Genomic DNA, 26,920 nt, shown 5'->3' on the forward strand with positions numbered 1-26,920 from the left:
AGAGGTGAAACCATTGAGCATTAAAGCGGAAGAAATTAGCTCCTTGATCAAGCAACAACTTGAACATTACGATGATAAGCTCGACATTAACGAAGTTGGTGTTGTAACTTACGTTGGTGATGGTATCGCCCGGGCTCACGGACTTAACGATGTATTGGCTGGTGAATTGTTAAAATTTGATAACGGTTCATACGGTATCGCTCAAAACCTTGAATCCAACGATGTTGGTATCATTATTTTGGGTCAATTTGACAACATTCGTGAAGGTGACCGTGTTCAAAGAACTGGTCGAATCATGGAAGTTCCTGTTGGTGACGCCTTAATTGGTAGAGTAGTTAACCCATTAGGTCAACCTGTTGACGGTGAGGGTGAAATCAAAGCTGATAAGACTCGTCCTATCGAAGCTAAAGCTCCAGGTGTTATGGACCGTCAATCAGTTAAGCAACCACTTCAAACTGGTATTAAAGCTATCGATGCCTTAGTTCCAATTGGTCGTGGTCAGCGTGAATTGATTATCGGTGACCGTAAGACTGGTAAGACTAGTTTGGCTATTGATACTATTCTTAACCAAAAGGGACAAGACGTAATTTGTATTTACGTTGCTATTGGTCAAAAGGAATCAACCGTTAGAACTCAAGTAGAAACTTTAAAGCGTTTTGGCGCAATGGATTACACCATTGTTGTTGAAGCGGGCCCAAGTGAACCAGCACCTATGCTTTATATTGCACCATATGCTGGTACTGCTATGGGTGAGGAATTTATGTACAATGGCAAGGACGTATTAATCGTATTTGACGACCTATCCAAACAAGCCGTCGCTTACCGTGAACTTTCCTTGCTTCTCCGTCGTCCGCCTGGTCGTGAAGCCTACCCAGGTGACGTCTTCTACTTACACTCACGTCTTCTTGAACGTAGTGCTAAGTTGAGTGACAAACTTGGTGGTGGGTCATTGACAGCTTTGCCAATTATTCAAACTGAAGCCGGAGACATTTCTGCATATATTCCAACCAACGTAATTTCTATTACTGACGGTCAGATCTTCTTGCAAAGTGACTTGTTCTTTGCCGGTACTCGTCCAGCTATCGATGCTGGTAACTCAGTTTCTCGTGTTGGTGGTAACGCTCAGATTAAGGCAATGAAGAAAGTTGCTGGTACTTTACGTACTGACCTTGCAGCTTACCGTGAACTTGAAAGTTTCGCTCAATTTGGTAGTGATCTTGATCAAGCAACTCAAGCTAAGTTGAACAGAGGTCAAAGAACTGTTGAAGTATTGAAGCAACCACTTCATGATCCGATCCCTGTTGAAAAGCAAGTATTGATTCTTTATGCTTTGACTCACGGTTACCTTGATGCTGTTCCAGTAGAAGACATTGGACGCTTCCAAAATGAATTGTTCGACAACTTTGATAGCAGTCATGCTGATTTGCTTAAGACAATTCGTGAAACTGGTGAATTACCTGATGATAAGAAATTATCAGCAGCCGTTGAGGAATTCAGTGAAAGCTTTACACCAAGTGAAAAATAGGAGGTAGATTATGCCTGCATCTTTACTTGAGTTAAAGAAAAAGATTGCTTCAGTAAAACAAACCGGTAAGATCACAGAAGCCATGCGAATGGTTTCAGCATCAAAATTGAATCAAACTGAAAATCGTGATAAAGGATATACCGTTTATAACGACTATGTTCGTAAAACGATTTCTCGTTTAATCAGTTCCCAAGTCGTAGATAATCTACGTGAAAAGAACATCTCTATCGATAAGAACAATGTTGCGAAGATCGATTATACTGATGTGTTTGGTTTAGGTATTACTGCTGATATGATTCAAACCCGCAAAAAAGTTAAGACTACAGGTTTCTTAGTAATCAGCGGTGATCGTGGTCTTGTAGGTTCTTACAACAGCAATGTCATCAAAAACATGATGAGCATTTTTGAAGATGAACGTGCACAAGGACATGAAGTTAAAGTTTTAGCCGTTGGTTCTGTCGGCGCTCAATTCTTTAAGAAAAACAACGTTAATGTTGTTTACGAAAAAGATGGCGTTTCAGATGTGCCAACCTTTGATGAAGCTTTACCAATTGTTTCAACTGCAATTAAGATGTATTTAAATGGTGTCTATGACCAACTTTACGTATGTTATACTCACCACGTAAACTCATTATCATCTGCTTTTCGTGTTGAAAAGATGTTGCCAATCGTTGATTTGGATATCGGCGTAAAAGAAGCTGAAGCACATAAAGAATTAGAATATGATATCGAACCAGACATTAACAGTGTACTTACAAAGTTGTTGCCACAGTATGCTCGTTCAACAATTTATGGTGCCATTCTAGACGCCAAGACTGCAGAACATGCTAGTTCAATGACAGCTATGCAAAGTGCGACTGATAATGCCAATGATTTGGTATCAAGTTTAACTACAAAATTAAACCGTGCTAGACAGGCACAAATTACTACTGAAATTACCGAAATTATCAGTGGTGCAAATGCCTTAGAGTAAACTTAGAGTAATAAAGAAAAGGAGGTAGATGTTTTGAGTGAAGGTGAAATCGTTCAAGTAATCGGCCCAGTTGTCGATGTTAAATTCCCAATCGATAAGAATTTACCTGATATTAACAATGCCTTGCGCGTAATCAAATCAGAGGATGAAAGCATCGTCCTTGAAGTTACGCTTGAACTCGGTGATGGTGTCTTAAGAACGATCGCCATGGAATCTACCGATGGTCTTCGCCGTGGTATGAAGGTTGAAGATACTGGTGCTCCAATTTCAGTTCCAGTTGGGGAAGATACTTTAGGTCGTGTGTTCAACGTTTTGGGTCAACCAATTGATGGCGGTCCAGAATTTTCAAAAGATCACCCTCGTGAAGGTATCCACAAAGAAGCACCTAAATATGAAGATTTAACTACCAGTAGAGAAATCCTTGAAACTGGTATTAAAGTTATCGACTTGCTTGAACCATATGTACGTGGTGGTAAAGTTGGTTTGTTCGGTGGTGCCGGTGTTGGTAAAACAACTATCATTCAGGAATTAATTCACAACATCGCTCAAGAACACGGTGGTATTTCCGTATTTACTGGTGTTGGTGAAAGAACTCGTGAAGGTAATGACCTTTACTTCGAAATGAAAGCTTCGGGCGTTTTAAGTAAAACTGCCATGGTATTTGGTCAGATGAACGAGCCGCCTGGTGCCAGAATGCGTGTTGCATTAACTGGTTTGACTCTTGCTGAATATTTCAGAGATGTTGAAGGTCAAGACGTATTGCTCTTTATCGACAATATCTTTAGATTCACTCAGGCTGGTTCAGAAGTTTCCGCTTTGCTTGGTCGTATGCCAAGTGCCGTTGGTTACCAGCCAACTTTGGCAACAGAAATGGGTCAATTGCAGGAAAGAATTACTTCAACTAAGAAGGGTTCAATTACTTCAATTCAAGCCGTTTATGTTCCTGCCGATGACTATACTGACCCAGCTCCATCAACCACATTCGCACACTTGGACGCTACTACTAACTTGGAACGTAGCTTGGTAGAACAAGGTATTTACCCAGCCGTTGACCCACTTGAATCATCTTCAAGTGCCCTTGACCCAGAAGTTGTTGGTCAAGAACACTACGAAGTTGCTACTCGTGTTCAACATATTTTGCAACGTTACCACGAATTGCAAGATATTATTTCTGTTTTGGGTATGGATGAATTGTCTGATGAAGAAAAATTGATCGTTGCACGTGCACGTAAAGTTCAATTCTTCTTGTCACAAAACTTCTTCGTTGCTGAACAATTTACTGGTGTACCTGGTTCATATGTTCCAATTAAGGAAACCATTAAAGGCTTTAAACTTATTTTGGATGGTCATCTTGATGACTTACCAGAAGATGCCTTCCGTGGTGTTGGCCCAATCGAAGATGTTTTGAAGAAAGCACAATCTATGGGTGTAACTCCAAGTGATCCAGAAGCTAAAGCATTGCTAGAAAAGTAGGGTGATGTCAAATGGCAGATCCAGAAAAGCTTTTTAGAGTAAATGTTGTAACTCCTAATGGAATGATTTATTCCCATCGTGGAAGCATCGTTGATGTACGCGCTGTTGATGGTGAACGTTCTATATTGTACAATCACACCCCGCTTTTGACTCCATTAGTTATTAGTGAAGTTAAAGTAAAACGTAGCAAAGAAATGGGTTCAAGAATCGATCACATCGCTATTAGTGGTGGTTATATCGATTTCTCAGAAAACGTAGCTACAATTATTGCGGATAGTGCCGAACGTGCTAGAAACATTGATGTTTCTCGTGCTCAAGCCGCTAAGGAAAGAGCAGAGAAGCGTCTTAAGGAAGCACGTGAGAAGCATGATGAACGTACTGTGGAACGTGCTCAGGTTGCTTTGAGACGAGCAATGAACAGAATCAGTGTTTACAATGCTAGAGGTCACTAGATAAAGTGAAAAAGACGAATGCAAATTGCATCCGTCTTTTTTTATTAAAGGGAAAAATTATGTTTCAATTAGGTGTTCATGCAATTGTAAGTATCATCATTTATTTGATTGCCATTGGATTAGCTTTTCAGGCAATGAAGGCTGTTCAATTAGATAAAATTGTGCGTAAAGGTAGAGTTTTTGAAACTCAACTTTTATATTTATTTGGTGCAATTGCGTTAGGCTTTTTAGTCGGCAATTTTGTAATTACTTTTATCGATACTTCAATGCAGCTTAGTAATTTGTTTTAAAGATTGTGTTAAAACAAGGACAGTAAAGGAAACTCTTAGTTATTTATGGTAAAATGGACGATGAATGATTATGGAGGGTTATCGTGGCACGAGATATAGGAATTGATTTGGGGACAGCTAATGTATTAATTAATGTCTCTGGAAAAGGTATTGTTTTAAACGAACCTTCTGTTGTTGCCGTAAATACCGATACTAACAAGGTAGTTGCGGTTGGTTCAGAGGCATATGAGATGGTAGGTAGAACCCCTGGTAATATCCGCGTAATTCGTCCGCTTAAAAACGGTGTAATTGCAGATTTCGATATTACTGAAGAAATGCTGTCTTACTTTATTGAGAAATTAAATGTTAAGGGCTTCATGTCTAAGCCAAATATTTTGATTTGTGCTCCTACTGGAGTTACTTCAATTGAACAAAAGGCAATTATTCAAGCAGCTGAAAAATCAGGTGGCGGCAAGGTATATCTTGATTTCGAACCTAAGGTTGCAGCTGTTGGAGCTGGTTTAGACATTTTCAAGCCACAAGGGAATATGGTTATTGATATCGGTGGTGGTACTACTGATGTTGCAATTTTATCAATGGGTGAAATTGTAACTTCACAATCACTTCGTTATGCCGGTGATAGAATGAACCAAGCTGTAATTAGCTACATTAAGAATAAGCATAATTTGCTTATTGGTTCTAGAACCGCAGAACAAATTAAGATTGAAATCGGTAGTGCATTTGAACCTGATGAAGATGAACAAGTTACCGTACGTGGTCGTGATGTGGTTGATGGTTTGCCAAAGCAAACTACAGTTACCGCACCTGAAATTCAAAAGGCCTTGGAACCAGGTTTGATGTCAATTATCGCAGCAGCTAAGGAAGTTCTTGAAACTACTCCACCAGAACTTTCAGCAGATATTATTGACCGTGGAATTATGCTCACCGGTGGTGGAGCATTATTGAAGAATATTGATAAGCTAATTTCATATTACTTACAAGTTCCTGTTTTAACAGCTGATCACCCATTGGAAGCTGTTGCTTTAGGTACGGGTACTTTGCTTAAGAATATTGAAAAGCATCAATGACACTAAGTGAGGAGATTACTTGCGTAAGATTTTGATCGGTTTAGTGCGTATTTATCAGACACTAATTTCACCGCTTTTTCCACCAAGTTGTAGATATTATCCTACATGCTCTAACTATATGATTGATGCCCTGAAAAAACATGGCCCTATTTTAGGGCTAATCATGGGGATTTGTCGTATACTAAGATGTAACCCATTTATTCGTGGTGGGGTGGACCCAGTTCCTGATAATTTTACTATTTTTCGAAATCCACATCCGGAAAGGTATGAAGACGAGATTATCGCTTCTAAGTTTCATCCGGATAGCAAGTAGGAGGATTTATGTCTAAAAAGTTAGAAAATATTGATATTGAAGTTAATGAACTTAAGGGTAAGAATTTGCCAACTTGGGAAGTTGTTATTCCTAACAAAAAGTCCATTGGTTTAATTGAGAAGGTTGAAGGCCGTTACCGTGCTACTACAACTAAGACTAGCAACATTTTATTTGCTAACAGTCTTGAAAGTAGTATCAACGATTTGCTTTCATACTTCACATTACATGAAAAATAAAATTTAAGTAGTGATTATTTAATGGCAAAAGTTGAAAATAAAACGAGTCTGATTGACCGATTGGCCTGGAACATTATTATTCCAGTGGCAATTTTGGCTATAATCAGTTTGTACTGTATTTACGTTGCAGCACTTGGGGATCCATCGCATGTTGGTTCACCTGTTAGAGCTGTGGTAATGCAGGCTCTGTGGTATTTGATCTCGATTGCAATTGTTGTTGTCGTGATGCAATTCGATGCGGAGCAGCTCTTTAAAATTGCGCCGATCTTCTTTGGTATTGGCATATTTTTACTGATAGCAGTTTTATTCCTGTATAACCGTAGTGTAGCTGCAGATACAGGGGCAAAAAGTTGGTTCAAGTTAGGGCCAATTACTTTCCAGCCATCTGAGTTGATGAAACCGGCGTTTATCTTGATGCTGGCACGTGTGATTAAAGATCACAATGATAAATATGAACATACCATTAAAACAGATTGGCTGTTGCTTGGTAAGATTATTGCTTGGTTAGCACCAGTTGCGATTTTGTTAAAATTGCAGAACGACTTTGGTACTATGTTAGTTTTCATCGCTATTGTTGGTGGTGTGGTATTAGTATCAGGTATATCGTGGAAGATTATCGTTCCACTGTATGGAATCGTAATCGTTGGCGCAATTACAGTTATTTTGCTGGTTGTTACACCAGGAGGACAATCTTTCTTAAGTCACTTCTTCCAAGCTTATCAGTTTGAAAGAATTAAATCATGGCTAGATCCATCCGGTGATACATCATCCGGTGCTTACCAGTTATGGCAAAGTATGAAGGCCATTGGTTCCGGTCAATTATTTGGTAATGGTTTTGGCAAAGCTAGTGTATATGTTCCAGTTCGTGGATCCGATATGGTTTTCTCAGTTATTGGTGAAAACTTCGGTTTTGTCGGCTGTGTAGCTTTGATTTTGATTTATTTATACTTAATTGTTCAAATGGTTAAAATTTCGTTTGACACTAGAAATGTATTTTACTCATACATCGCTACAGGTGTTATCATGATGATTTTATTCCACGTATTTGAAAACATCGGTATGAATATTGACTTATTACCATTGACTGGTATTCCGTTGCCGTTTGTTTCTCAAGGTGGTTCAGCCTTGTTAGGTAACATGATTGGTATTGGATTGATCTTATCAATGAAATTCCATAATCGTGATTACATGTTTAGTACGGCTGGCGATTTTTAAAGATAATGAAAAGGATTCAAGTAAAAACTTGGATCCTTTTTTGTTGGTTTTAAATTATTTAAGAATGCCTAACTTTTCTTTTAACTGCAAAATTCTTCTAACTGAATCATTAATTTGCTTTTGACTAATTGTACCTTTTTGTACGGCTTTCTTAATAGCAAGGATGCCAGTTTGATAATTCCCACCTAAAAGCATATCATTGCCAGCTTTTAGAGCAAGAACGTCGGCATTAATGTGGTGCTGCTTAGCGTACTGAGTGATTGCTCCCATTTGTAAGTCGTCAGTAATCATTAGACCTTGATAAGCTAAATTCTTACGGAGTAATTTGTGCACGGCTGGGGAGAGGGATGCCGGCATTTTAGCATCAATATTTTTGATCACGATGTGTGAAATCATGATTCCATCCACGCCAGCTTTAATTCCAGCCTTAAAAGGTAAAAGATCTTCCTTTTTATATTCAGACAATGGCTTATTGATTTGGGCAAAACCGGTATGAGTATCACCGGCATCTCCGTATCCTGGAAAGTGTTTAAGACAACTAGCAACTTTTTGACTTTGGATGCTTTTGACAGCAACTGGAATATACTTAGCTGTTGTTTCATAATCTTGTCCTAAGGTTCGATCATAGATAAAACTATTCTTATCTTTAGCAACATCAGCAACAGGGGCAAAATTCATGTTTATACCATTTTGATGCAGAATTTTAGCTACTGTTTGATCTTCTTTTTGGATGCCAGTTAGACCTTGAGTATTATAAATTTCTTGGGGACTAGGATATTTTCGTTGTGAAATACTAGGATTGGTATCAATTCGGGAAACTGTTCCACCTTCTTGGTCGGTGGCAATTAGTAAACCATGATTGCTGTTTTTTTGATAATTGCGCATTTCCGAATCAAATTGAGCCTTAGTCTTATTTTGAAAATCCGGTGCAAATAGAGTAGTACCGCCCAAGTGATATTTTTTAACATCTTGCATCATTTGCTTGGTGTTGCCTGTACTATGAGCAAAATACAATTGTCCTATTTTTTTGTTTAAAGTCATGTGCTTAAGGATCAAATCTATTTTATTGGTTTTCTTTTTAACAGCCGTAGTTTTAAAATTAGTTGTTCTACTGTTAGCTTTTATCTGATGCTGGCAACAGGTAATTAATAATGCCGTAGTCGCTAAAGCAGTCAAAATTAATAGTTTCCTTTTCATGATATAACCTTCTTTTTTAACTATGATTATTTTAGTTGAAATAACCATAATATTAAATAAAGAATGGCAACAAAAAAGAACCGAACAAACCGGTTCTCTTTGGGTATAAAATATAAATTATTTCTCTAAAGCGTTAGCAGTTTCTTCGGTACGGCATACCAAAACATCGCACTTTGAAGTTCTGGTAACGTATTCGGTAACACTACCGATGAGCAAACGTTCAACTGCATTTAGACCAGTTGCACCGACAACGATCAAGTCAATGTTGTGCTTCTTAGGGAAGTCGTGACCAATGATTGTCTTAGGTGAACCGAACTCAACTGAGTAATGAGAATCCTTTACGCCGGCCTTAACAGCACGAGCTTGGTAATCCTTCATTCTCTTTTCAGCATCCTTGGAAACTTGTTCGACCATTGCAGAATCAAAACTTGAAACGTTCTGGAAAGAACGGGTATCGATTACATGTAAAATTTCCAAAGTTGCATTATTACGCTTAGCGATGGCTACAGCTTTACTAAAAGCCAAATCGGCTTCTTTTGAACCATCTACAGAAACTTGAATATTTTTGTATTGTGAAAGCATTTTCTAAACACCTCTTCCTAATATCTATTCTACCAAAAATTTGGTTATTATTAGGAATATATTATTCTTTATTTCCAGTAATTGATAAGCCAAATACCAAGATGGTTAGGGAGGCAAGGAATAGCGTGATTAGGTTAAGATACTTGTTTCCCATAAATAAAATAATAATTCCAATGACACTTTCAATTAATAGCGAAATTGAAGTCCATTTTAAAATATTAGATAAACGAAGGTCGCCACCAACATCAAAAATCAAAAAATGACCATTTCTTCTGTGCCACAGGTACCAAGAGGTAAGCAGTAAAAGAAAAATAAAAATGATCATTACAACTTTTATTACCATGAAAAATATCTCCAGTTACAGAAAAAGACGGTCAATTAAGACCGTCTCATTTAATATTCTAAAAAATCCGAGTTGACTAAACATAGCATAATGACGCTTGTTGAACCCGCAGTGTTCAAAATTTGAGTTGACGTCGCAGCGAATATGGATCCTGCACTAAGGCAGTATTCCGATTCGGTAGTTATTCGCCAACCTCCCACGTCTTATAGTTTGATCGGTCAACTTTATACATTTAAGCTTGTCGATCAACTCAGATCATTTATTATGATAAGGGATCTGGCTATATTTGTCAATAAAATCAGTTTTTAGATAGATCATCAGTTTGCATCTGCTTTAGTTTTTGATAAATGGCTTTGTAACGTTGTTCTACCTTAGAATTTCCTTTTGGCCGGAAGTAATTTGCCTTAGTTAAATTGTCTGGCAAATATTGCTGTGCTACCCAGTCATTTTGATAATCATGAGGATAGAGATAGTTAATGCCGTGTCCTAATTTTTTAGCACCAGAATAATGTGCATCCTTCAAATTGGCGGGAATAGAGTCAATCTTCTTATTTCGGATATCGCTGAGTGCATTATCAATGGCAGTAATGGCGCTGTTGCTCTTGGGCGACAGCGCAAGTTCAATTACAGCATTAGCAAGTGGAATCCTAGCTTCAGGCAAGCCCACCATTTGGGCGGCTTGAATAGCCGTCATTGCTCGCTCGGCAGCGGCAGGATTAGCTAAACCAATATCTTCATATGCAATTACGGCCAGACGACGACAAATAGAGATTAAATCACCAGATTCGATTAATCTAGCCAAATAGTGCAATGCCGCATCAGTATCCGAACCACGGATTGACTTTTGAAAAGCAGAAACTAGATCGTAGTGGCCATCACCAGATGCATCGAAGTTTTGAATCTTCATCTGAATGGAATCGGCCATTTCTTTTTGAGTGATCAAAATAGTAGAATCATCTTTATGTTCATTTTTAAGTTCCTGCTTGGTTGAAAGAACGGCTAGTTCTAAGCTATTTAAAGTAGCTCTCAAATCGCCATTGCCTTTTTCAATTAAAAGCTGGCGAGCATCATCAGTCAGATTAACATTGTATTTGCCCAAGCCATTTTCCTTATCGGCAAGTGCACGCTCGATGGCCTTAGAAGCATCTTCGCTTGATAAAGGCTTTAATTCGAAAATTTGGCACCGCGAACGAATGGCAGGAGAAATAGATATATAAGGATTTTCGGTAGTTGCACCGATTAGAATAACTTGTCCTGATTCAAGTAGGGGCAACAGAAAATCCTGTTTGGTTTTATCGAGACGATGAATTTCATCCAGCAATAAAACGACAGTACCGCTCATTTTGCCTTCTTCGGCAACTTGCTGCAGTTGCTTCTTGCCGTCAGTTGCCGCATTAAGCTTTCTAAAAGCATATTTAGTGGAACCGGCAATAGCACTAGCAATACTGGTTTTACCAATACCAGGAGGGCCGTAAAGAATCATAGAAGAAAGCAAACGAGCCTCAACCATTCGACGAATGATTTTCCCAGGGCCAATTAAATGCTGCTGTCCAACAACTTCGTCCAAATTTTTAGGCCGCATACGGTATGCTAATGGTTTCATTACTTATCCCCGTGAAATAAATGATGCCAAAAAGCCTTCATGATTTTTGGCTGGTGCATTAAGTTCAGTCTTAGGCATTTCAGGTGGATAAACTTGGTTAATCTTAATTCGTGGACGGTTAATTGCAGTTTTGGCTACAACTAAAACTGCGGTATCATTTGGTCCTGTTTGAGCAGTTTCATTATTAACTAGAGTAAAAAGAATATCTTTCTTACTGCATTCTGCTTCAACATCGCCCAAGAAGCCATCATCTTTGATATTGCCGTTGATCAAAATAGTGTAACCCTTGAAATCATCGATATGTTTTAAAAAGAGGGCAATCAATTTAGAATTCTTTACTTCCGTATTATCTAAACGAACTAAAACACGTTCACGTAAAGAACCTAAAAAACGTCTACGTTCATCTTGCTTGGTTTGAGGCGTAATACCTTGAGCAGCTTGTTCAACACGTTTGTTTAAATCTTCAGTCATATGATTCATCCTTTCTGTTAGTACCAATTGTAACAAAAAAAGGCTTTCCCACAATGGGGAAAGCCTTTCGACAAAATAAAATGTAAAAATTAAAGTAACTTGTTGTAGTATTCAACAACGAGTAATTCATCAATTTCTGGTTCCATTTCGTCACGTTCTGGTAAACGTACAAGAGAACCTTCCATCTTGTTGTCGTCAAATGAAACAAATGATGGACGTGCAGTAACTGCATCTAAGGCATCCTTAACTTGTTGCAAGTTCTTTGACTTTTCCTTCAAACCGATAGTTTGACCAACTGAAACTTCGTATGAAGGAATGTCAACGCGCTTGCCGTCAACAGTGATGTGACCATGGTTAACTAATTGTCTAGCTTGTTCTCTAGTAGTAGCTAAACCAAGACGGTAAACAATGTTGTCCAAACGACGTTCAAGCAAGATCATGAAGTTAACACCGTGTTGACCTTCACGAATCTTACCAGCGCGAGCAAACAAAGTTCTAAATTGACGTTCGTTTAAGCCGTACATCCAACGTAACTTTTGCTTTTCGTGCAATTGTTGACCGTATTCTGATAAACGACCACGACTGTTAGGACCGTGTTGACCTGGAGCGTAGTTACGACGAGCGATTTCCTTACCAGTACCTGAAAGAGAAATACCTAATCTTCTTGAACGTTTCCAACTTGGACCTGTATATCTTGACATAAAAATCCTCCATAAAATTTATAATGATAATTTTTGGAGTAAAATATTACGAATAAGTTCAACATTCGTGCATCTTGGATTTACATTTTCGCCCAATGCAGCGCGGGTTACTCGTTCACTAAAGCGTTTCAAGATGTTGACGTTCTTGTCACTTATTGCTGCAAATATTTTACACGATTAGTATTATATAGGCTTCAGAATAATAAATCAAGAAATAGGACAGCTTTTTCACATCTTCATACCATGTTTTGTTATAATTATAGTAGTTTTGGAGGATAAACGATGTCATCAATTCAAACTATTATTATAATTGCCGTTGTCATCCTTATTATAGTCGTCATTGCACTCATGCTTTGGGTCAACCGCAGGCAACTGCGTGCGATCGAAGTAATTGACGCAGCAGTCAATGAAATTGAAAAAATGCATCTCGAAGAAGACATTACGCGACTAGATAAAATGGATTTGGCCGGTGAAAGTCTAACTACATTAAATACTTGGCGCAAGAGCTACAATGAAACTTCAACTAAAAAATTGCCTCGCGTGCAACAGTTAGTTGAAGAAGCCGCCCAAGAAAACACCACTTATAAGCTCTTCAAAGCTAGAAAAAATATCAAAGAAGCTCAAGAGATAATCAAGCCTACTTTAGAAGACGCTCGCAATACTAAGGCCGTTTTTACAGAACTGCTTGAATCAAACAAAGAAAATCAAATGCAGTATAATGCTTTGATTAAGGTATATCGTGAACTTAGAAAGAGCGTTTTGGCTGGTTCCTTTGAATATGGTGCAGCTATTGATCAAATTGAAGATCAACTTGCATCAATGGAAAGTGACTTTGAAGAAGCCAAGAACCTTTCCTCTCAAGGTGATCATGTTGAAGCTAAGCGCGTATTGTCTAAGATTAGAATGGCTTTAGGCGCATTGCAAAAACGCTTGCCTAAGATTAAGGAAGGAAATCATCAATTAGAGGTTGTTTTCCAAGATCAATTGCGTGAATTATCTGATGCCTACAAGAAGATGGTTTCAGAAAAGTATTACATTACTGATATAGATGTATTGAAGCGAATTAAAGAAATTCATTGTGAAATTGATGATGCGCGCAAGTTGCTTGCAGAGACTAAGGTTGATGAATTAGCCAAAGAAAATAAAAAGATCTCTGGTGAAATCGATGAACTTTATACTGCTTTGGCTAAGGAATACAAGGCTCGTCCATTTGTTGAGAAGAATCAAAATAAGATGTTGACTTTGATTGCTCATCAACAGGCTGCTTCAAAGAAACTCGTTGAAAAATTGCAACATATTGATGAAAGTTACGAATTAACTCACGGTGAACTTGAGAAGAGTAAGGAACTTGAAAGAGAAGTCAATGATATGAATCGCCAATATACCGTCGATACGCAAAGTATTGCCGACGGCAAAGGTGTTTACTCCGCAATTCAAGATTCATGGTTGCAAATGCTAGATCGTTTGCGTGAAATCGATCAAGAACAAGCTAAGATGTCAACAGATGTTGATGGCTTGTATGATTCAGAAAACGTCGCTAATGATTCTATCAAACGCTTTAAGCAAGAAGTTTCGTTAGTATATCGTCGCCTTGAAAGACGCAACTTGCCAGGTAATCCAGATAGTTTTGTTCAAATGTATACCTTGGTAGTTAATGAAATCGGTCATGTCAGCGATGAGTTAAGTCAAGTTAGAATCAATATGGAAAAGATTTCTAATGAATTGATCCAAATTTCTGATGATGTTGAAAGACTTAAGCGCGAAGCTGATGATATTATTAATTCTGCTAACTTAGTTGAATTAACAATGCAATATTCTAATAAGTACGCTGATAAAGATGCAATTAAGCAGGCCCAAAAGCTCGCAATGCAGCTGTACAATGAATATAACTACAAAGATGCATTAGATACCATTGCTACTGCACTTGAAAAAGTAGAACCAGGCAGCTACCAACGTCTTGAAAATGCATATTATTCAGAACAAAGAGAGTAAATAATTGAAGCTTTTAATTATTTGGGCTAAAATTTAGAAGTCAATGAACGGTCAAGCAATTGGCCGTTTTTTAATGAAGGGGTAATATTTGTGATTTATTTTGATAACAGTGCAACAACTAAGATAGATCCTCAAGTATTGGATACTTATAACAAGGTAGCAACCAATATTTGGGGCAATCCTTCCAGTTTGCATAAAATGGGGGACCGTGCTCACCAATTGCTTGAAGCATCTCGCAAGCAAATTGCTGGATTATTAGGTGTAAAACAACATGAAATTTTCTTTACCTCAGGTGGTACAGAATCAAATAATACAGCGATCAAGGGAACTGCTATTCAAAAGCGGGAATTTGGTAAGCATATCATTACTTCTAGTGTTGAACATGCTTCAGTTGCCAATAGCTTCACTGCTTTGGAAAACTTGGGCTGGCGTGTGACTCGACTTCCAGTAGATAAGAAAGGTAGAGTTAATGTTAATGACCTAAGAAATGCAATTGATTCAGATACAACGCTAGTTTCAATCATGGGTGTTAATAACGAGATTGGGACCATTCAACCAATCGATGAAATTAGTGATTTGCTTGAAAATTATCCAACGATTCAATTCCACGTTGATAACGTTCAAGCACTTGGCAAGAATATTTGGGATAAAGTCTTCACACCAAGAGTAGACTTATCTAGCTTATCTGCTCACAAGTTCCATGCACCTCGTGGTATTGGTATTCTTTATAAAAAAGAAGGCAAGATGCTTAGTCCGCTTAATGATGGTGGCGGCCAAGAAAAGGGGCTTCGTTCAGGTACCGAAAACTTACCAGCAATTGCAGGGATGGCAAAAGCAATTCGTCTTTTACTTGAAGATGAACCTGAAAAGGCTGCTAGAGAAGCTGCAATTAAGGCAAAGATTGTTGATTATTTGAAGCAAAAGCCAGGTATTGATATCTTTTCACCAGTTCAAGACAACTTTGCACCACACATTTTATGCTTTGCCTTAGAAGGCATTCGTGGAGAAACTTTGGTGCATACGCTTGAAGATCAAGATATTTATACTTCAACTACTTCTGCTTGTGCTTCAAAGACAGCAGATGAAGCAAGCACCTTGGTTTCTATGCATATTGATGATAAGATTGCTACTAGTGCAATTCGTTTAAGTTTTGATGAAACGAATACGCTTGAAGAGGCAGATGAGTTTATCAAGGTCTTTGATAAGATCTATAACCATTTTGCTAAAATTAATCATTTGGGAGAAAATTAATGGAATATACAGAAGTTATGGTCCGTTACGGGGAGCTCTCAACTAAGGGAAAGAACAGAAAGGACTTTATCAATCGTTTGGCAACCAACGTTGAAAGAGTATTGAAGGATTTTCCTCAAATTGAATTCCACCCACGTCACGACCGCATGCACATCATTTTAAACGGTGCGCCATTTGCTGAAGTTGATAAACGCCTGAAAAAGGTGTTTGGTATTCAAACCTACTCACCAGCAATTAAAATTCCTAAAACCTTGGAAGATATTGAAAAAACTTCTTTGGAATTAATGAATGAAACTTTTAAGCCAGGCATGACTTTTAAGGTAAATACTAAGCGTAGTGATCACAAGTTTGAATACGACACTAATCAACTTAACAATTTGGTTGGTGATTACTTATTTGATCATATCGATCACTTGAAGGCTGAAATGAAGCATCCAGATTTAGTACTTAGAATTGAAGTACGCCAAGACGCTGTTTACATTTCAAACCAACTTCTTCACGGTGTTGGCGGTATGCCTGTAGGTACTGCTGGTAAGGCAGTGATGATGCTTTCAGGTGGTATTGATTCGCCAGTTGCTTCATGGCTTGCTTTGAAGCGCGGGGTAGATATTGAAATGGTTCACTTCTTTAGCCCTCCTTACACTACTGAAAAGGCATTGGCTAAGGCTAAGGAACTTACTGGTATTTTGGCAAATTATGCAGGTAAAATTAATTTTATTGCTGTCCCATTTGCTGAAATTCAAGAAACCATTAAGGAAAAGTTGCCTGAAGGCTACTTGATGACTGTTCAACGCCGTTTCATGCTTCAACTTGCTGATCGTATCCGTGCAATGCGCGGTGGCTTAGCAATCTTTAACGGTGAATCAGTTGGTCAAGTTGCTTCTCAAACTTTACAATCAATGGTTGCCATCAATGATGTAACTACCACGCCAGTTATTCGTCCAGTAGCTACAATGGACAAGACTGAAATCATTGCTAAGGCTGAAGAAATTGGTACCTTTGATCTTTCAATTCAACCATTTGAAGATTGCTGTACTATTTTTGCTCCACCACGTCCTAAGACTAAGCCAAAGCTTGAAAAAGCTCGCGAATATGAAGCTCGTCTTGATGTGGAAGGACTTATTCAAAGAGCTTTGGATGGTATTGAAGTTACACCAATTTATCCAAACGAAAAATTCTTGGACGATAAGGCTCAAGAAGACGCAAGCTTATTGTAACAATTTAGCTAGAAGTCTAACTTCTAGCTTTTTTTGTAGGTGAAATTATGAGAATTGATAAATATTTGGCTAATATGAATGTTGGCTCAAGAAAAGAAGTTCATCAATTAATTAAAAAGGGTGTAGTGGCTGTAAATGGTAAAACTGTCAAAACGCCTAAAGAGAAGATTGATGAAGAGGATATTGTCACAGTTAGTGGCGAAAAAGTAGCTTATCAAAAATATCATTACTTTTTATTGAATAAGCCTAAGGGGGTTCTTTCTGCTACAGAGGACTGCAGTCAGAAGACAGTTATTTCATTGCTTAAGCCTGAAGATCGTTATCAAGGAATTGTGCCAGTAGGTAGACTCGATAAAGATACGACTGGCTTGCTTCTTTTGACTAATGATGGTCAATTAAATCATGAATTGTTAGCACCAAATAAGCACGTGGCTAAAGTTTATCGTGCGCAAATAGCAGGTGTGGCAGATGATAAAACTGTTAAAACTTTTGCATCTTGCATGACACTGGGCGATGGAACTAAGTTAAAGCCAGCTAAATTGAAAGTTTTAAAGCAAGATAAGGAAAATGATACTTCTGAGATTGAAATTGAGATTAGCGAAGGAAAGTATCATCAAATTAAGCGAATGTTTGGCGCGGTGGGGATGAAAGTTACGGTACTGGATAGATTGTAGATGGGAAAGTTACATTTGCCAGCTGATTTAAGGCGTGGTAAATATGTTGAACTTAGCTTAGAGAAAATTTAGAATATAAAGTAAATAATTTTATACTAATATATTCAATAAAAATTAAGTAATAATTAAAAAATATAAATAAACGCCGATTGTAAAATCAAATTGAACACTTTAGAAAAATAAAAAGTCCATTTGGACCTGTTTGATAAAATGTAATTACCACAAAACATTCAGAAACGAGGTCACAAATGGACTCTTTACATTCTATCATGCCTGAGCATCAAAAGGGAAAGCATTTATCATTTGAACAACGGGTTGTTATTCAAACTCGCTTGAAGGATGGCTGCTCTATCAGAGCTATCGCTCGTGAGTTGTGCTGTTCGCCTTCTACAATCAGTTACGAAGTTAGACGAGGCACTGTTACTCTTTATCGTGGCAAACAGAAGCGTTACAAGGCTGATCATGGTCAAAGTGTTTATCAGACTAACCGACGCCACTGTGGTCGCAAATCAGACTTCTTGAAGAAATCTGACTTTATCAAGTATGTCAATAAGCATTTCTTTGAAGACAATTGGTCACTTGATGTATGTGCCAATCGCTGCTTGGCTGTGGGTTAATTTAGCAGCGACCAGATAGTCTGCACTAGAACTCTATATAACTATGTAGATCAAGGCTTGTTGGCTATCAGAAACTCTGATTTGCCTGAGAAGTTAAAGCGTAATACTAAAATTCATCGTGTTCATAAGAACAAGAAGAAATTAGGTCGAAGCATTGAAGAACGCCCTAAAGAGATTAATGATCAAGTACTGCTAACTTTGTCTGAGCGAATGAGCCGTGAATTTCTAATCTTGCGTATTCCAGACAAGACAGCTGCCAGTGTTATGAGCGCTTTTCAAACTCTACATAAGCAGTATAGTGAGCACTGGAATGAAATCTTCAAGACAATTACAACTGACAATGGTTCAGAGTTTGCGGATCTTTCCAATCTAGAGGAAGTATCTAATACCTTAGTCTATTACGCCCATCCATATACTTCTTGCAATAAAGGCACTGTTGAAAGACATAATGGGCTCATTCGCAGATTCATTCCTAAGGGTGATTACATCAATAACTATTCTCTTCAGGAAATCATTGACATTGAAACCTGGTGCAATTCACTACTAAGAAAGATCTTGGCATATCATACTCCAGATGAAATCTTTGAGAAAGAATTAGATCATATCTATCAAGCAGTATAAATGTTCAATTTATTATTGCAATTTACGTCTTTTTTATCATTGGTTAAAATGCTATAATCGTAAACAAAGCCATAATCAAGAGTAATCGACTTTATTTACAGAGAAAAGCCAGAATAGCTGAGAGGCCAGAAGTTGATTTGTAGCTTGATTAGCTGACTAACTGAACCTAAGTAGGCTAGTCCGGACACTTCAGCGCCGTTATCGCTTATTGAGAGGAGTATGCTTTTTAGCATGCTTAATCTTAGGTGGTACCGCGGTTAGTAAATCGTCCTAGACAATTTCGTCTAGGACTTTTTTTATTGGAGGAATTATTTAATGACAGATTTAGCACCTAAATATAACCCTAATGAGGTTGAAAAGGGCAGATATCAAACCTGGCTTGATGAAGATTTGTTCAAGCCATCTGGTGACAAAAAAGCTCACCCATATTCAATTGTTATTCCACCACCAAATGTAACTGGTAAGTTGCACTTAGGTCACGCATGGGATACTGCAATTCAAGATACTTTGATTCGTTTCAAACGTATGCAAGGTTACGACACCCTTTACCTTCCAGGTATGGACCACGCTGGTATTGCTACGCAAGCTAAGGTTGAAGCAAAATTGCGTAAGCAAGGTAAAGACCGTCACCAAATGGGCCGTGAAAAGTTCGTTAAGCAAGTTTGGGACTGGAAAGATGAATATGCGGCAATTATCAAGGGCCAATGGGCTAAGATGGGTCTTTCACTTGACTACTCAAGAGAAAGATTTACTTTGGACAAAGGTCTTTCAAAGGCTGTTAAGAAGGTTTTCGTTCAACTTTACAACGAAGGTTTAATTTACCGTGGTGAATACATCATCAACTGGGACCCAGCTTTGCAAACTGCTTTAAGTGATATCGAAGTTATTCACAAAGACGATAAGGGTGCCTTCTACCACATTAAATATCCATTTGTAGATGGCTCAGGTTATGTAGAAATTGCTACTACTCGTCCTGAAACCATGTTTGGTGATACCGCTGTTGCCGTAGCACCAGGTGACAAGCGTTACAAGGATCTTGTAGGTAAGGAATTGATCTTGCCACTCGTAGGTCGTCATATTCCAATTATTGAAGACCAACACGTAGACCCAGAATTTGGTACTGGTTTGGTAAAGATTACCCCAGCTCATGACCCTAACGACTTCCAAGTTGGTAACCGTCATAACTTAAAGCGTATCAATGTTATGAACGATGACGGTACTATGAACGAAGAAGCTGGCAAGTATGCCGGTATGGATCGTTTCGACTGTCGTGAAGCATTAGTTAAGGACCTTAAGGAACAAGGTTACTTGATCAAGATTGAACCAATCGTTCACTCAGTAGGTCACTCAGAACGTTCAGGCGTTCAAGTTGAACCAAGACTTTCTAAGCAATGGTTCGTTAAGATGAAGCCACTTGCTGACAAGGTTCTTGAAAATCAAAAGACCGACGGCAAGGTAAACTTCGTTCCAGAACGTTTCGAAGGTACTCTTGATCATTGGATGGAAGATGTTCACGATTGGTGTATTTCACGTCAATTATGGTGGGGTCACAGAATTCCAGCTTGGTACAACAAGAAGACTGGTGAAACTTACGTAGGTGTTGATGCTCCTAAGGATGCTGAAAACTGGGAACAAGATCCAGACGTACTTGATACTTGGTTCTCAAGTGCTCTTTGGCCATTCTCAACTTTAGGCTGGCCTGACACTGATTCAGAAGACTTCAAGCGTTACTTCCCAACCAATGCTTTGGTAACTGGTTACGACATCATCTTCTTCTGGGTATCCAGAATGATGTTCCAAAGTTTGCACTTTACTGGCAAGCGTCCATTCAACGATGTTGTTTTGCACGGTTTGATGCGTGACGAACAAGGCCGCAAGATGAGTAAATCACTTGGTAACGGTGTTGACCCAATGGATGTTGTTGACAAGTACGGTGCCGACGCTCTTCGTTGGTTCTTGCTTAACGGTACTGCTCCTGGTCAAGATACTCGTTATGATCCTAAGAAGTTATCAGCTGCTTGGAACTTCATCAACAAGATTTGGAACGCAAGTCGTTTCGTAATCATGAACTTGCCGGAAGATGCTAAGCCAGCTCACATGCCTGAAGTTTCTAAGTTTGATTTGTCAGACAGATGGATCTTTGATCGTTTGAACCACACTGTAAGTGAAGTAACTAGACTCTTTGATGAATACAAGTTTGGTGAAGCAGGTCGTGAACTTTACAACTTTATCTGGAACGACTTCTGTGACTGGTACATCGAAATTTCTAAGGTTGCTTTAAACGGTGATGACGAAGAATTAAAGGCTAGAAAGCAAGAAAACCTTGTTTGGATTCTTGATCAAATCTTGCGTTTGATGCACCCAATTATGCCATTCGTAACCGAAAAGCTTTGGCTTTCAATGCCACACGAAGGCAAGTCAATCATGGTAGCTAAGTACCCTGAGACTCATAAAGAATTTGAAAATGAGCAAGCAGATAATGATATGGCCTTCTTGATTGAAACTATCAAGGCTGTACGTAACATCCGTATGGAAGTTAACGCACCAATGTCATCTAAGATTGATATCATGATTCAATTGGATGATGCTAAGGATAAGCACATTTTGGATGAAAATGCTGACTACGTAGAAAACTTCTTACACCCTAAGAAGCTTGAAGTAGCTGAAGAAATTGAAGCTCCAAAATTGGCTAAGACTGCAGTTATTCCAGGCGCACAAATCTTTGTTCCATTGACTGAACTTGTTAACGTTGATGACGAATTAGCTAAGATGGAAAAAGAAGAAAAGCGTCTTGAAGACGAAGTTGCTCGTTGTGAAAAGAAGCTTGCTAACAAAGGCTTTGTTGACCACGCTCCAGAAGCAGTTGTTAACAAAGAAAAGGAAAAGAAGGCTGACTACGAAAGTCAATTAAGTGGCGTTCGTGAAAGAATTCAAGACTTGAAGGAGAGTAAATAATTGAAGTTTACTAATGCCCAAGAAGTAATTTCTTGCTTGTATTCTTTGCCACACTTGCATCCAAAAAATGATTTATCTTTTATCAAAAAGATATTGGCAAAATTGGGCAATCCGCAAGATCAAGTAAAAACCGTTCATATTACAGGTACGAATGGTAAAGGCTCAACTTCATATTATTTAGCAACTCTGCTTAAAAAGGCTGGTCAGAAGACTGGCCTTTTTGTCTCACCTTATGTTTATCGTTTTAACGAACGAATTCAACTGAACAATCAAGATATTAGCGATCAAGATTTGGTAAAAGCAGCCAATAAGGTGCAAGCAGCTTTTGAAGAAATTCAAAAAGAAGATAATGACTTCTCATTGGTTACCTTTGAATATGAAGTAGCGATAGCTTTTGTCTATTTTGCAGACCAAAAATGCGATTATGCCGTAATTGAAGTAGGCATTGGTGGTGAACATGATAAAACCAATGTGATTACGCCAGAGGCCAGCATTATTACTACCATTGGCTTGGATCATGAGCAAATTATTGGTCCTACGATTCAAGATATTGCCCGTGAAAAAAGTGGCATTATAAAAAGAAATAGACCAGTGGTTTTGGGGAATGTGCCACAAGAAGTTTTGCCAATTTTAAAACAAAAAGCAGAAAAAGAGCAGGCACCTCTTTATCAATTAGGTCGCAATTTTGAAGTTAAACTAGATGAACAAATTGTTTATTCAGACAATGAACATGAGCTTGCCTTTAAATTGCGTCCGCAAGTTGAGGGTTTCGATATTGCTATTGCGGTTCGAACTTTCTTTTTACTCGATTTGCCTTTAACAAATGAAAAAGTGGAGCAGGCGATTGATCAGACAGTAATACCTGGTCGTTATCAAGTATTGCAGACCAAGCCATTGATTATTTTGGACGGTGCTCATAATATTCAGGCCATGACTAATCTGCTTAAAACGGTTCATCAATTAGCTGAAAAAAGACAGGGTCATCTCCATGCACTAGTAACCATGATGAAGGATAAAGATTTAGAGCAAGTCTTTGCCTTGTTTAAGCAAAATGATGATGTTTTGCTTACAACGCTAGATTATCCACGTGTAGCCAAACAAAATGATTTTCCAATTGATGTGCAAAGAAGATATAATTATGAACGGGACTATCAAAGAGGGCTAACCACGTTAAAGAATAAAATGGCGGATAACGATATTTTGTTAGTTACTGGCTCGTTTTATTTGGTAAGTGCAATTTTAAATTGGAAAGGAAAAAATGATGCACGTTAAAGGAATAAATGATGATATTCAAGGCATTGTTTTTGACATGGATGGCTTGCTGGTTAATTCAGAAAAACTGTATTGGGATGCAAATATCCAAGCGGCAGAAGAGGAAAATCTTGGTACGCCGCGCGATGCATATTTGAAATTAACTGGTGCCACAGTTAAGGAAATGCAGGATTTTTATCATAAGTATTTCAAAACCGACGCTGATCGTGATCGCTTCATTAAGCGAACCGACGACCTCGTTTGGCAGTGGACCGATGAAGGAAAATTGAAATTACAGCCTGGCGTGCAAGAAGCACTAGATGAATTTCAAAAGCGTGGAATGCATATGGCCATTGCCTCAAGTAATTATGAAGACGTTGTGCAACACGTGCTTTGGGCAACTGGTATTAGAAATTATTTTGATTTCCATATCAGTTATCTAGATGTGCAAAAGGGTCATATTGAACCAAAGCCAGCACCAGATATTTATTTAACAGCTGCTAAGAAGATGCATTTGCCTAAAGAAAATATTCTGGTGTTTGAAGATTCATCTACTGGTGTTCAATCAGCAGCCAGTGCTGGTTTAAAATGCGTGATGGTGCCCGATTTGATTCCCCCAACGGGAAAAGATCGGACTAACGCCGCAATGATTTGTCAAAACTTTTTTGAATTTCTCAAAAGAATTTAGCTCTTTTTTGCGTAATAAGTAATGAGGAGGAATTTTCATGAAAGAAAAAAATTCAAGTCATTGCTTTGTAAGAACAGACCTAGAGTTGTTAGTTCAATTATTTAGACAGTTTGAGGATAAGGGAATAACCGATTTTAGAGAATTAGAAAACTTTTTTGGTAAAAATCAGTTGGCTAATTTTGATGATTTAGTTCAGTTTATTACCGGTCCTGACTGTCCAGATGATATTGCCATTGCCGCCGAGGAAGTATTAGATCGTTTGCGCCTGGCTTCGCCTAAACGCAAAGCGGTTTTGACTTCCAGCGTAGAAGTGGGCAATTATTTAGCTGATAAATTAGTAGGACATAAACAAGAAGAGCTTTGGGCATTATATATTGATAATGCTAGTCATATCATTGCCGAGAAAAAATTATTTCAAGGTACATTAAACAGATCAGTAGCCCATCCGCGGGAGATTTTTCGTTGGGCTGTAATCTATGGCTGTTCAGGGATTTTTATTGCTCATAATCATCCGAGTGGCAAACTAATGCCGTCTTCCAGTGATTTTGAATTAACGGAGGATTTATGCCAAGTAGCAAAGATGATGAAAATTGACTTTTTGGACCACTTTATTGTGGGTCAAGGTCACTATCTGAGCATGCGTGAAGAAAAATTAGTTTAAACTTCTTTAAAATTCGCGCGAAAATCACCTTTAAAGTTATAGTATGCTATAATTATTCAAGATTTAGAGACCGCAACAATTAAGGAGAGATTTTTGTGTTTGGATTAGGTACAAAAAATATTGGTATCGATTTAGGTACAGCCAATACACTCGTTTATATGGAAGGTAAAGGAATCGTTTTAAGAGAACCTTCCGTAGTAGCAAAGAATACGCAAACAGGTGAAGTTATCGCTGTAGGTTCAGAAGCTAAGGAAATGATTGGTAGAACGCCTGGTACTATCGTAGCAATTCGTCCTATGAAGGACGGTGTAATTGCTGACTACGATACTACAGCAGCTATGCTTAAATACTTTATGGAAAAGACAGTTGGCAATTCTAAGCCTTCAGTAATGGTTTGTGTACCATCAGGTGTTACTGAAGTTGAAAAGCGTGCTGTAATTGATGCTGCTAGAGTAGCTGGCGCACGTGAAGCTTTCGTAATTGAAGAACCATTCGCAGCAGCTATTGGTGCAGGTCTTCCAGTTATGGATCCTACAGGTTCAATGGTTGTTGATATCGGTGGTGGTACTACTGATGTTGCTACTATTTCACTTGGTGGTATCGTTTCATCAACTTCAATTCGTCAAGCTGGTGACAAGTTTAACAATGCAATTATTAACTACATTCACTCAAACTTTAACTTATTAATCGGTGAAAGAACTGCTGAAGATATTAAGATTCAAATTGGCTCAGCTTCTGTTGAAAAGGCTAAGGAAATTGAATCAATGAATATCCGTGGTCGTGATTTGGTAACCGGCTTGCCAAAATCAATCGATGTTGAAGCAGTTGATATTGCTAAGGCTATTCAAGATGTTGTTCAAGACATTATCGTAGCAATTAAAGAAACTTTGGAACAAACTTCACCAGAAATTGCCGCTGACGTTATCGATCACGGTATCGTTTTAACTGGTGGTGGCGCACTTCTTAAGAATTTGCCAGAAGTTATTTCTGAAGCAACTAAGGTACCTGTATTTATTGCTCAAGATCCGCTTGATTGTGTAGCAATTGGTACTGGTGAATCACTTAAGAATATTGAAGTAATGCGTAGAAGTCGCAAATAATAAAAAAGCCGGCTGTTGCCGGTTTTTCTTTGGGATCAATTCTTAATGAAAAAATTTCTGCAAAACAAAAAATTATTATCAGCATTTATTATAGTTATCGTTGTTTTAGTCGTTTTAGGTGGAAGCGTCAGCTTACGCAAGAAACGTAATACACCATTACTGATCCAAAGCTTAGGCAATGATATTGTTGCTTTAGGTACAAGGATTGTTGATGTTCCTGTTGGCTGGGTTTCTGGCGGCTTGAACAGTGCTCATGACATTTTAAATACTCAAGAAGAGAATAATCACTTAAAGCGTGAAGTTACTAACTTGGGTCAAACCAAGGTACGGAATTCGGCTCTTGAAAAAGAAAATCGTCAATTAAAGTCTGCATTGAAACTAAAGGATACATTGAGTGGATATACCTTAGTTAATGCATCAGTGATTTCGAGATCACCTGATACTTGGTCAGATTTATTGACTATTAACAAGGGTAGTTCTGCAGGTATTAGAAAGAACATGGCCGTTATGTGTGGTGGCGGTGTTATTGGCCGAATTGTTGAAGCCAATGCTGCTTCATCTAAGGTTGAATTAATTACTACAACTGATGAATCAGCTAACCGTTTCGCAGTGCAAGCAGATGCCATTAACGGAAAAACAGTGCACGGAATTATTACTGTTACTTCTAATAATAATTTAGCCTTTACTCAAGTAGTTGATGGCCGTAAGTTAAAAGCTGGTACTAGAGTTTACACTAGTGGTATGGGTGGCAATTCACCTAAGGGTTTATTAATTGGTACTGTAACTACTACCACGCGTGATTCTTTCGGCTTGTCTGACCAAATTAGAATTAAGCCAGCAGGCGATATTAATGATCCTTCTGTTGTCACAGTCATTGAAAGACAGGTGGCTAACTAATGTCTATTTTTCGTAAATGGGTTTTAGCTATTGCTATGTTTGTCGCATTGATTATCGATGGTATTTGCTCATTTTATTTGCATCAGTTCATGAATTATGGCAGCTTCGGTGCAGCCAGTGTGATTTTGCCAATCAGTATGATGTTGATTGGGCTATTCGATGATACAAATGAAAATGAAATTTGGCTGGCAATCGGTACAGGAATCGTGGCGGATGTTTATTTCTATGGCATTATCGGTATCTATACTGTATTTTTACCGGTTAGCTGTTGGCTTTGCCAAAGAATCGCACGCTTCTTACCTGAATTTTTTGGGGCAAGATTAATAGTAATATTGCTTGGAACTACAGTTTTTATTGCTTATAGTTGGCTGATCTTTAAAGCGGTAGGTTTAGCTGATGCCTCAATGCACGCATTATTATTATCATTATTAGTCAACTTAGGCTGGTCTACTTTAGTTTTTGCTCTTTTGTATTGGATTTGGGGCAACTTAGCACAAGATTATCCATTCTTAATTGATTTGAATGCTTATCGAGTATAAATAAAAAAGACACGGA

At 38.3% G+C, this 26,920-nt stretch carries 24 protein-coding genes and 3 pseudogenes; 21 read left to right on the plus strand and 6 right to left on the minus strand.

Features of this window, described 5'->3' with window-relative positions; genetic code table 11:
* The first annotated feature begins 13 nt into the window (after nt 1-13).
* The 9 genes from atpA to LA20531_RS09620 all read left to right on the plus strand — a co-directional run bounded on the left by atpA (nt 14) and on the right by LA20531_RS09620 (nt 7,544).
* Complete coding sequence (gene atpA, locus LA20531_RS09580) at nt 14-1,525, plus strand: F0F1 ATP synthase subunit alpha (RefSeq protein ID WP_013437587.1); 1,512 nt, start codon at nt 14-16, stop codon at nt 1,523-1,525.
* Between the two features lie 10 nt (nt 1,526-1,535).
* Nucleotides 1,536-2,498, plus strand: coding sequence for a F0F1 ATP synthase subunit gamma (locus LA20531_RS09585; RefSeq protein ID WP_013437588.1), 963 nt, complete (start codon nt 1,536-1,538; stop codon nt 2,496-2,498).
* Between the two features lie 33 nt (nt 2,499-2,531).
* Nucleotides 2,532-3,971, plus strand: coding sequence for a F0F1 ATP synthase subunit beta (gene atpD / locus LA20531_RS09590; protein ID WP_013437589.1), 1,440 nt, complete (start codon nt 2,532-2,534; stop codon nt 3,969-3,971).
* 11 nt (nt 3,972-3,982) lie between these two features.
* Nucleotides 3,983-4,423, plus strand: a complete 441-nt coding sequence (locus tag LA20531_RS09595; RefSeq protein ID WP_056939694.1) for a F0F1 ATP synthase subunit epsilon — start codon at nt 3,983-3,985, stop codon at nt 4,421-4,423.
* Between the two features lie 59 nt (nt 4,424-4,482).
* Nucleotides 4,483-4,713 (plus strand): DUF1146 domain-containing protein, encoded by a 231-nt coding sequence (locus tag LA20531_RS09600; RefSeq protein ID WP_056939693.1) that lies wholly within the window; start codon nt 4,483-4,485, stop codon nt 4,711-4,713.
* Between the two features lie 83 nt (nt 4,714-4,796).
* On the plus strand, nt 4,797-5,780 hold the full coding sequence (mreB, locus tag LA20531_RS09605) for a rod shape-determining protein (RefSeq protein WP_056939692.1): 984 nt from the start codon (nt 4,797-4,799) through the stop codon (nt 5,778-5,780).
* A 19-nt stretch (nt 5,781-5,799) separates the two neighbouring features.
* Nucleotides 5,800-6,093 (plus strand): membrane protein insertion efficiency factor YidD, encoded by a 294-nt coding sequence (yidD, locus tag LA20531_RS09610; protein WP_013437593.1) that lies wholly within the window; start codon nt 5,800-5,802, stop codon nt 6,091-6,093.
* An 8-nt stretch (nt 6,094-6,101) separates the two neighbouring features.
* Nucleotides 6,102-6,329 (plus strand): DUF2969 domain-containing protein, encoded by a 228-nt coding sequence (locus LA20531_RS09615; protein ID WP_025014419.1) that lies wholly within the window; start codon nt 6,102-6,104, stop codon nt 6,327-6,329.
* A gap of 21 nt (nt 6,330-6,350) precedes the next feature.
* Entirely contained in the window at nt 6,351-7,544 is a 1,194-nt protein-coding gene (locus LA20531_RS09620; protein WP_056939691.1) for an FtsW/RodA/SpoVE family cell cycle protein, read from the plus strand.
* A gap of 54 nt (nt 7,545-7,598) precedes the next feature.
* Here the strand turns inward: LA20531_RS09620 and LA20531_RS09625 are convergent, their stop codons facing one another.
* The 6 genes and pseudogenes from LA20531_RS09625 to rpsD form a co-directional block, all read right to left on the minus strand.
* A complete protein-coding gene (locus tag LA20531_RS09625; protein ID WP_056939690.1) occupies nt 7,599-8,741 on the minus strand; it encodes a glycoside hydrolase family 3 protein in 1,143 nt (380 codons plus the stop codon).
* A 117-nt stretch (nt 8,742-8,858) separates the two neighbouring features.
* Nucleotides 8,859-9,323, minus strand: coding sequence for a universal stress protein (locus LA20531_RS09630; RefSeq protein ID WP_056939689.1), 465 nt, complete (start codon nt 9,321-9,323; stop codon nt 8,859-8,861).
* Between the two features lie 61 nt (nt 9,324-9,384).
* A complete protein-coding gene (locus tag LA20531_RS09635) occupies nt 9,385-9,666 on the minus strand; it encodes a hypothetical protein (protein WP_056939688.1) in 282 nt (93 codons plus the stop codon).
* A gap of 298 nt (nt 9,667-9,964) precedes the next feature.
* Complete coding sequence (locus LA20531_RS09640) at nt 9,965-11,269, minus strand: replication-associated recombination protein A (RefSeq protein ID WP_056939687.1); 1,305 nt, start codon at nt 11,267-11,269, stop codon at nt 9,965-9,967.
* Nucleotides 11,269-11,740 (minus strand): annotated as a pseudogene (locus LA20531_RS09645) (YueI family protein). Before LA20531_RS09645 ends, LA20531_RS09640 begins: the two are co-directional and overlap by 1 nt.
* Before the next feature lie 89 nt (nt 11,741-11,829).
* Complete coding sequence (rpsD, locus tag LA20531_RS09650) at nt 11,830-12,441, minus strand: 30S ribosomal protein S4 (RefSeq protein ID WP_056939685.1); 612 nt, start codon at nt 12,439-12,441, stop codon at nt 11,830-11,832.
* Nucleotides 12,442-12,723: 282 nt separating this feature from the next.
* On the opposite strand from rpsD, the gene ezrA reads away from it, so the two are divergent.
* The 12 genes and pseudogenes from ezrA to mreD all read left to right on the plus strand — a co-directional run bounded on the left by ezrA (nt 12,724) and on the right by mreD (nt 26,904).
* On the plus strand, nt 12,724-14,433 hold the full coding sequence (gene ezrA, locus LA20531_RS09655; protein WP_056939684.1) for a septation ring formation regulator EzrA: 1,710 nt from the start codon (nt 12,724-12,726) through the stop codon (nt 14,431-14,433).
* Between the two features lie 90 nt (nt 14,434-14,523).
* The gene (locus LA20531_RS09660; protein WP_056939683.1) at nt 14,524-15,684 is read left to right on the plus strand and encodes a cysteine desulfurase family protein; all 1,161 of its coding nucleotides are present in this window, start codon (nt 14,524-14,526) and stop codon (nt 15,682-15,684) included.
* Complete coding sequence (thiI, locus tag LA20531_RS09665) at nt 15,684-16,901, plus strand: tRNA uracil 4-sulfurtransferase ThiI (RefSeq protein ID WP_056939682.1); 1,218 nt, start codon at nt 15,684-15,686, stop codon at nt 16,899-16,901. The genes LA20531_RS09660 and thiI overlap by 1 nt, the downstream gene beginning before the upstream one ends.
* A gap of 47 nt (nt 16,902-16,948) precedes the next feature.
* Nucleotides 16,949-17,647, plus strand: a pseudogene (locus LA20531_RS09670) (pseudouridine synthase).
* A 176-nt stretch (nt 17,648-17,823) separates the two neighbouring features.
* Nucleotides 17,824-18,813 (plus strand): annotated as a pseudogene (locus LA20531_RS09675) (IS30 family transposase).
* A gap of 315 nt (nt 18,814-19,128) precedes the next feature.
* Entirely contained in the window at nt 19,129-21,768 is a 2,640-nt protein-coding gene (locus tag LA20531_RS09680; RefSeq protein WP_056939680.1) for a valine--tRNA ligase, read from the plus strand.
* The gene (locus tag LA20531_RS09685) at nt 21,769-23,040 is read left to right on the plus strand and encodes a bifunctional folylpolyglutamate synthase/dihydrofolate synthase (RefSeq protein ID WP_056939679.1); all 1,272 of its coding nucleotides are present in this window, start codon (nt 21,769-21,771) and stop codon (nt 23,038-23,040) included.
* Nucleotides 23,030-23,707, plus strand: coding sequence for an HAD family hydrolase (locus LA20531_RS09690; protein ID WP_056939678.1), 678 nt, complete (start codon nt 23,030-23,032; stop codon nt 23,705-23,707). The genes LA20531_RS09685 and LA20531_RS09690 overlap by 11 nt, the downstream gene beginning before the upstream one ends.
* Before the next feature lie 37 nt (nt 23,708-23,744).
* Nucleotides 23,745-24,368 (plus strand): JAB domain-containing protein, encoded by a 624-nt coding sequence (locus LA20531_RS09695; RefSeq protein ID WP_056939677.1) that lies wholly within the window; start codon nt 23,745-23,747, stop codon nt 24,366-24,368.
* 95 nt (nt 24,369-24,463) lie between these two features.
* A complete protein-coding gene (locus LA20531_RS09700) occupies nt 24,464-25,468 on the plus strand; it encodes a rod shape-determining protein (protein WP_013437615.1) in 1,005 nt (334 codons plus the stop codon).
* Between the two features lie 45 nt (nt 25,469-25,513).
* Nucleotides 25,514-26,365, plus strand: a complete 852-nt coding sequence (gene mreC, locus LA20531_RS09705) for a rod shape-determining protein MreC (RefSeq protein ID WP_056939723.1) — start codon at nt 25,514-25,516, stop codon at nt 26,363-26,365.
* Nucleotides 26,365-26,904, plus strand: coding sequence for a rod shape-determining protein MreD (mreD, locus tag LA20531_RS09710; RefSeq protein WP_056939676.1), 540 nt, complete (start codon nt 26,365-26,367; stop codon nt 26,902-26,904). The genes mreC and mreD overlap by 1 nt, the downstream gene beginning before the upstream one ends.
* Nucleotides 26,905-26,920 lie beyond the last annotated feature (16 nt).

It is taken from the genome of Lactobacillus amylovorus DSM 20531, from assembly GCF_002706375.1.
GTDB classification, from domain to species: Bacteria; Bacillota; Bacilli; order Lactobacillales; family Lactobacillaceae; genus Lactobacillus; species Lactobacillus amylovorus.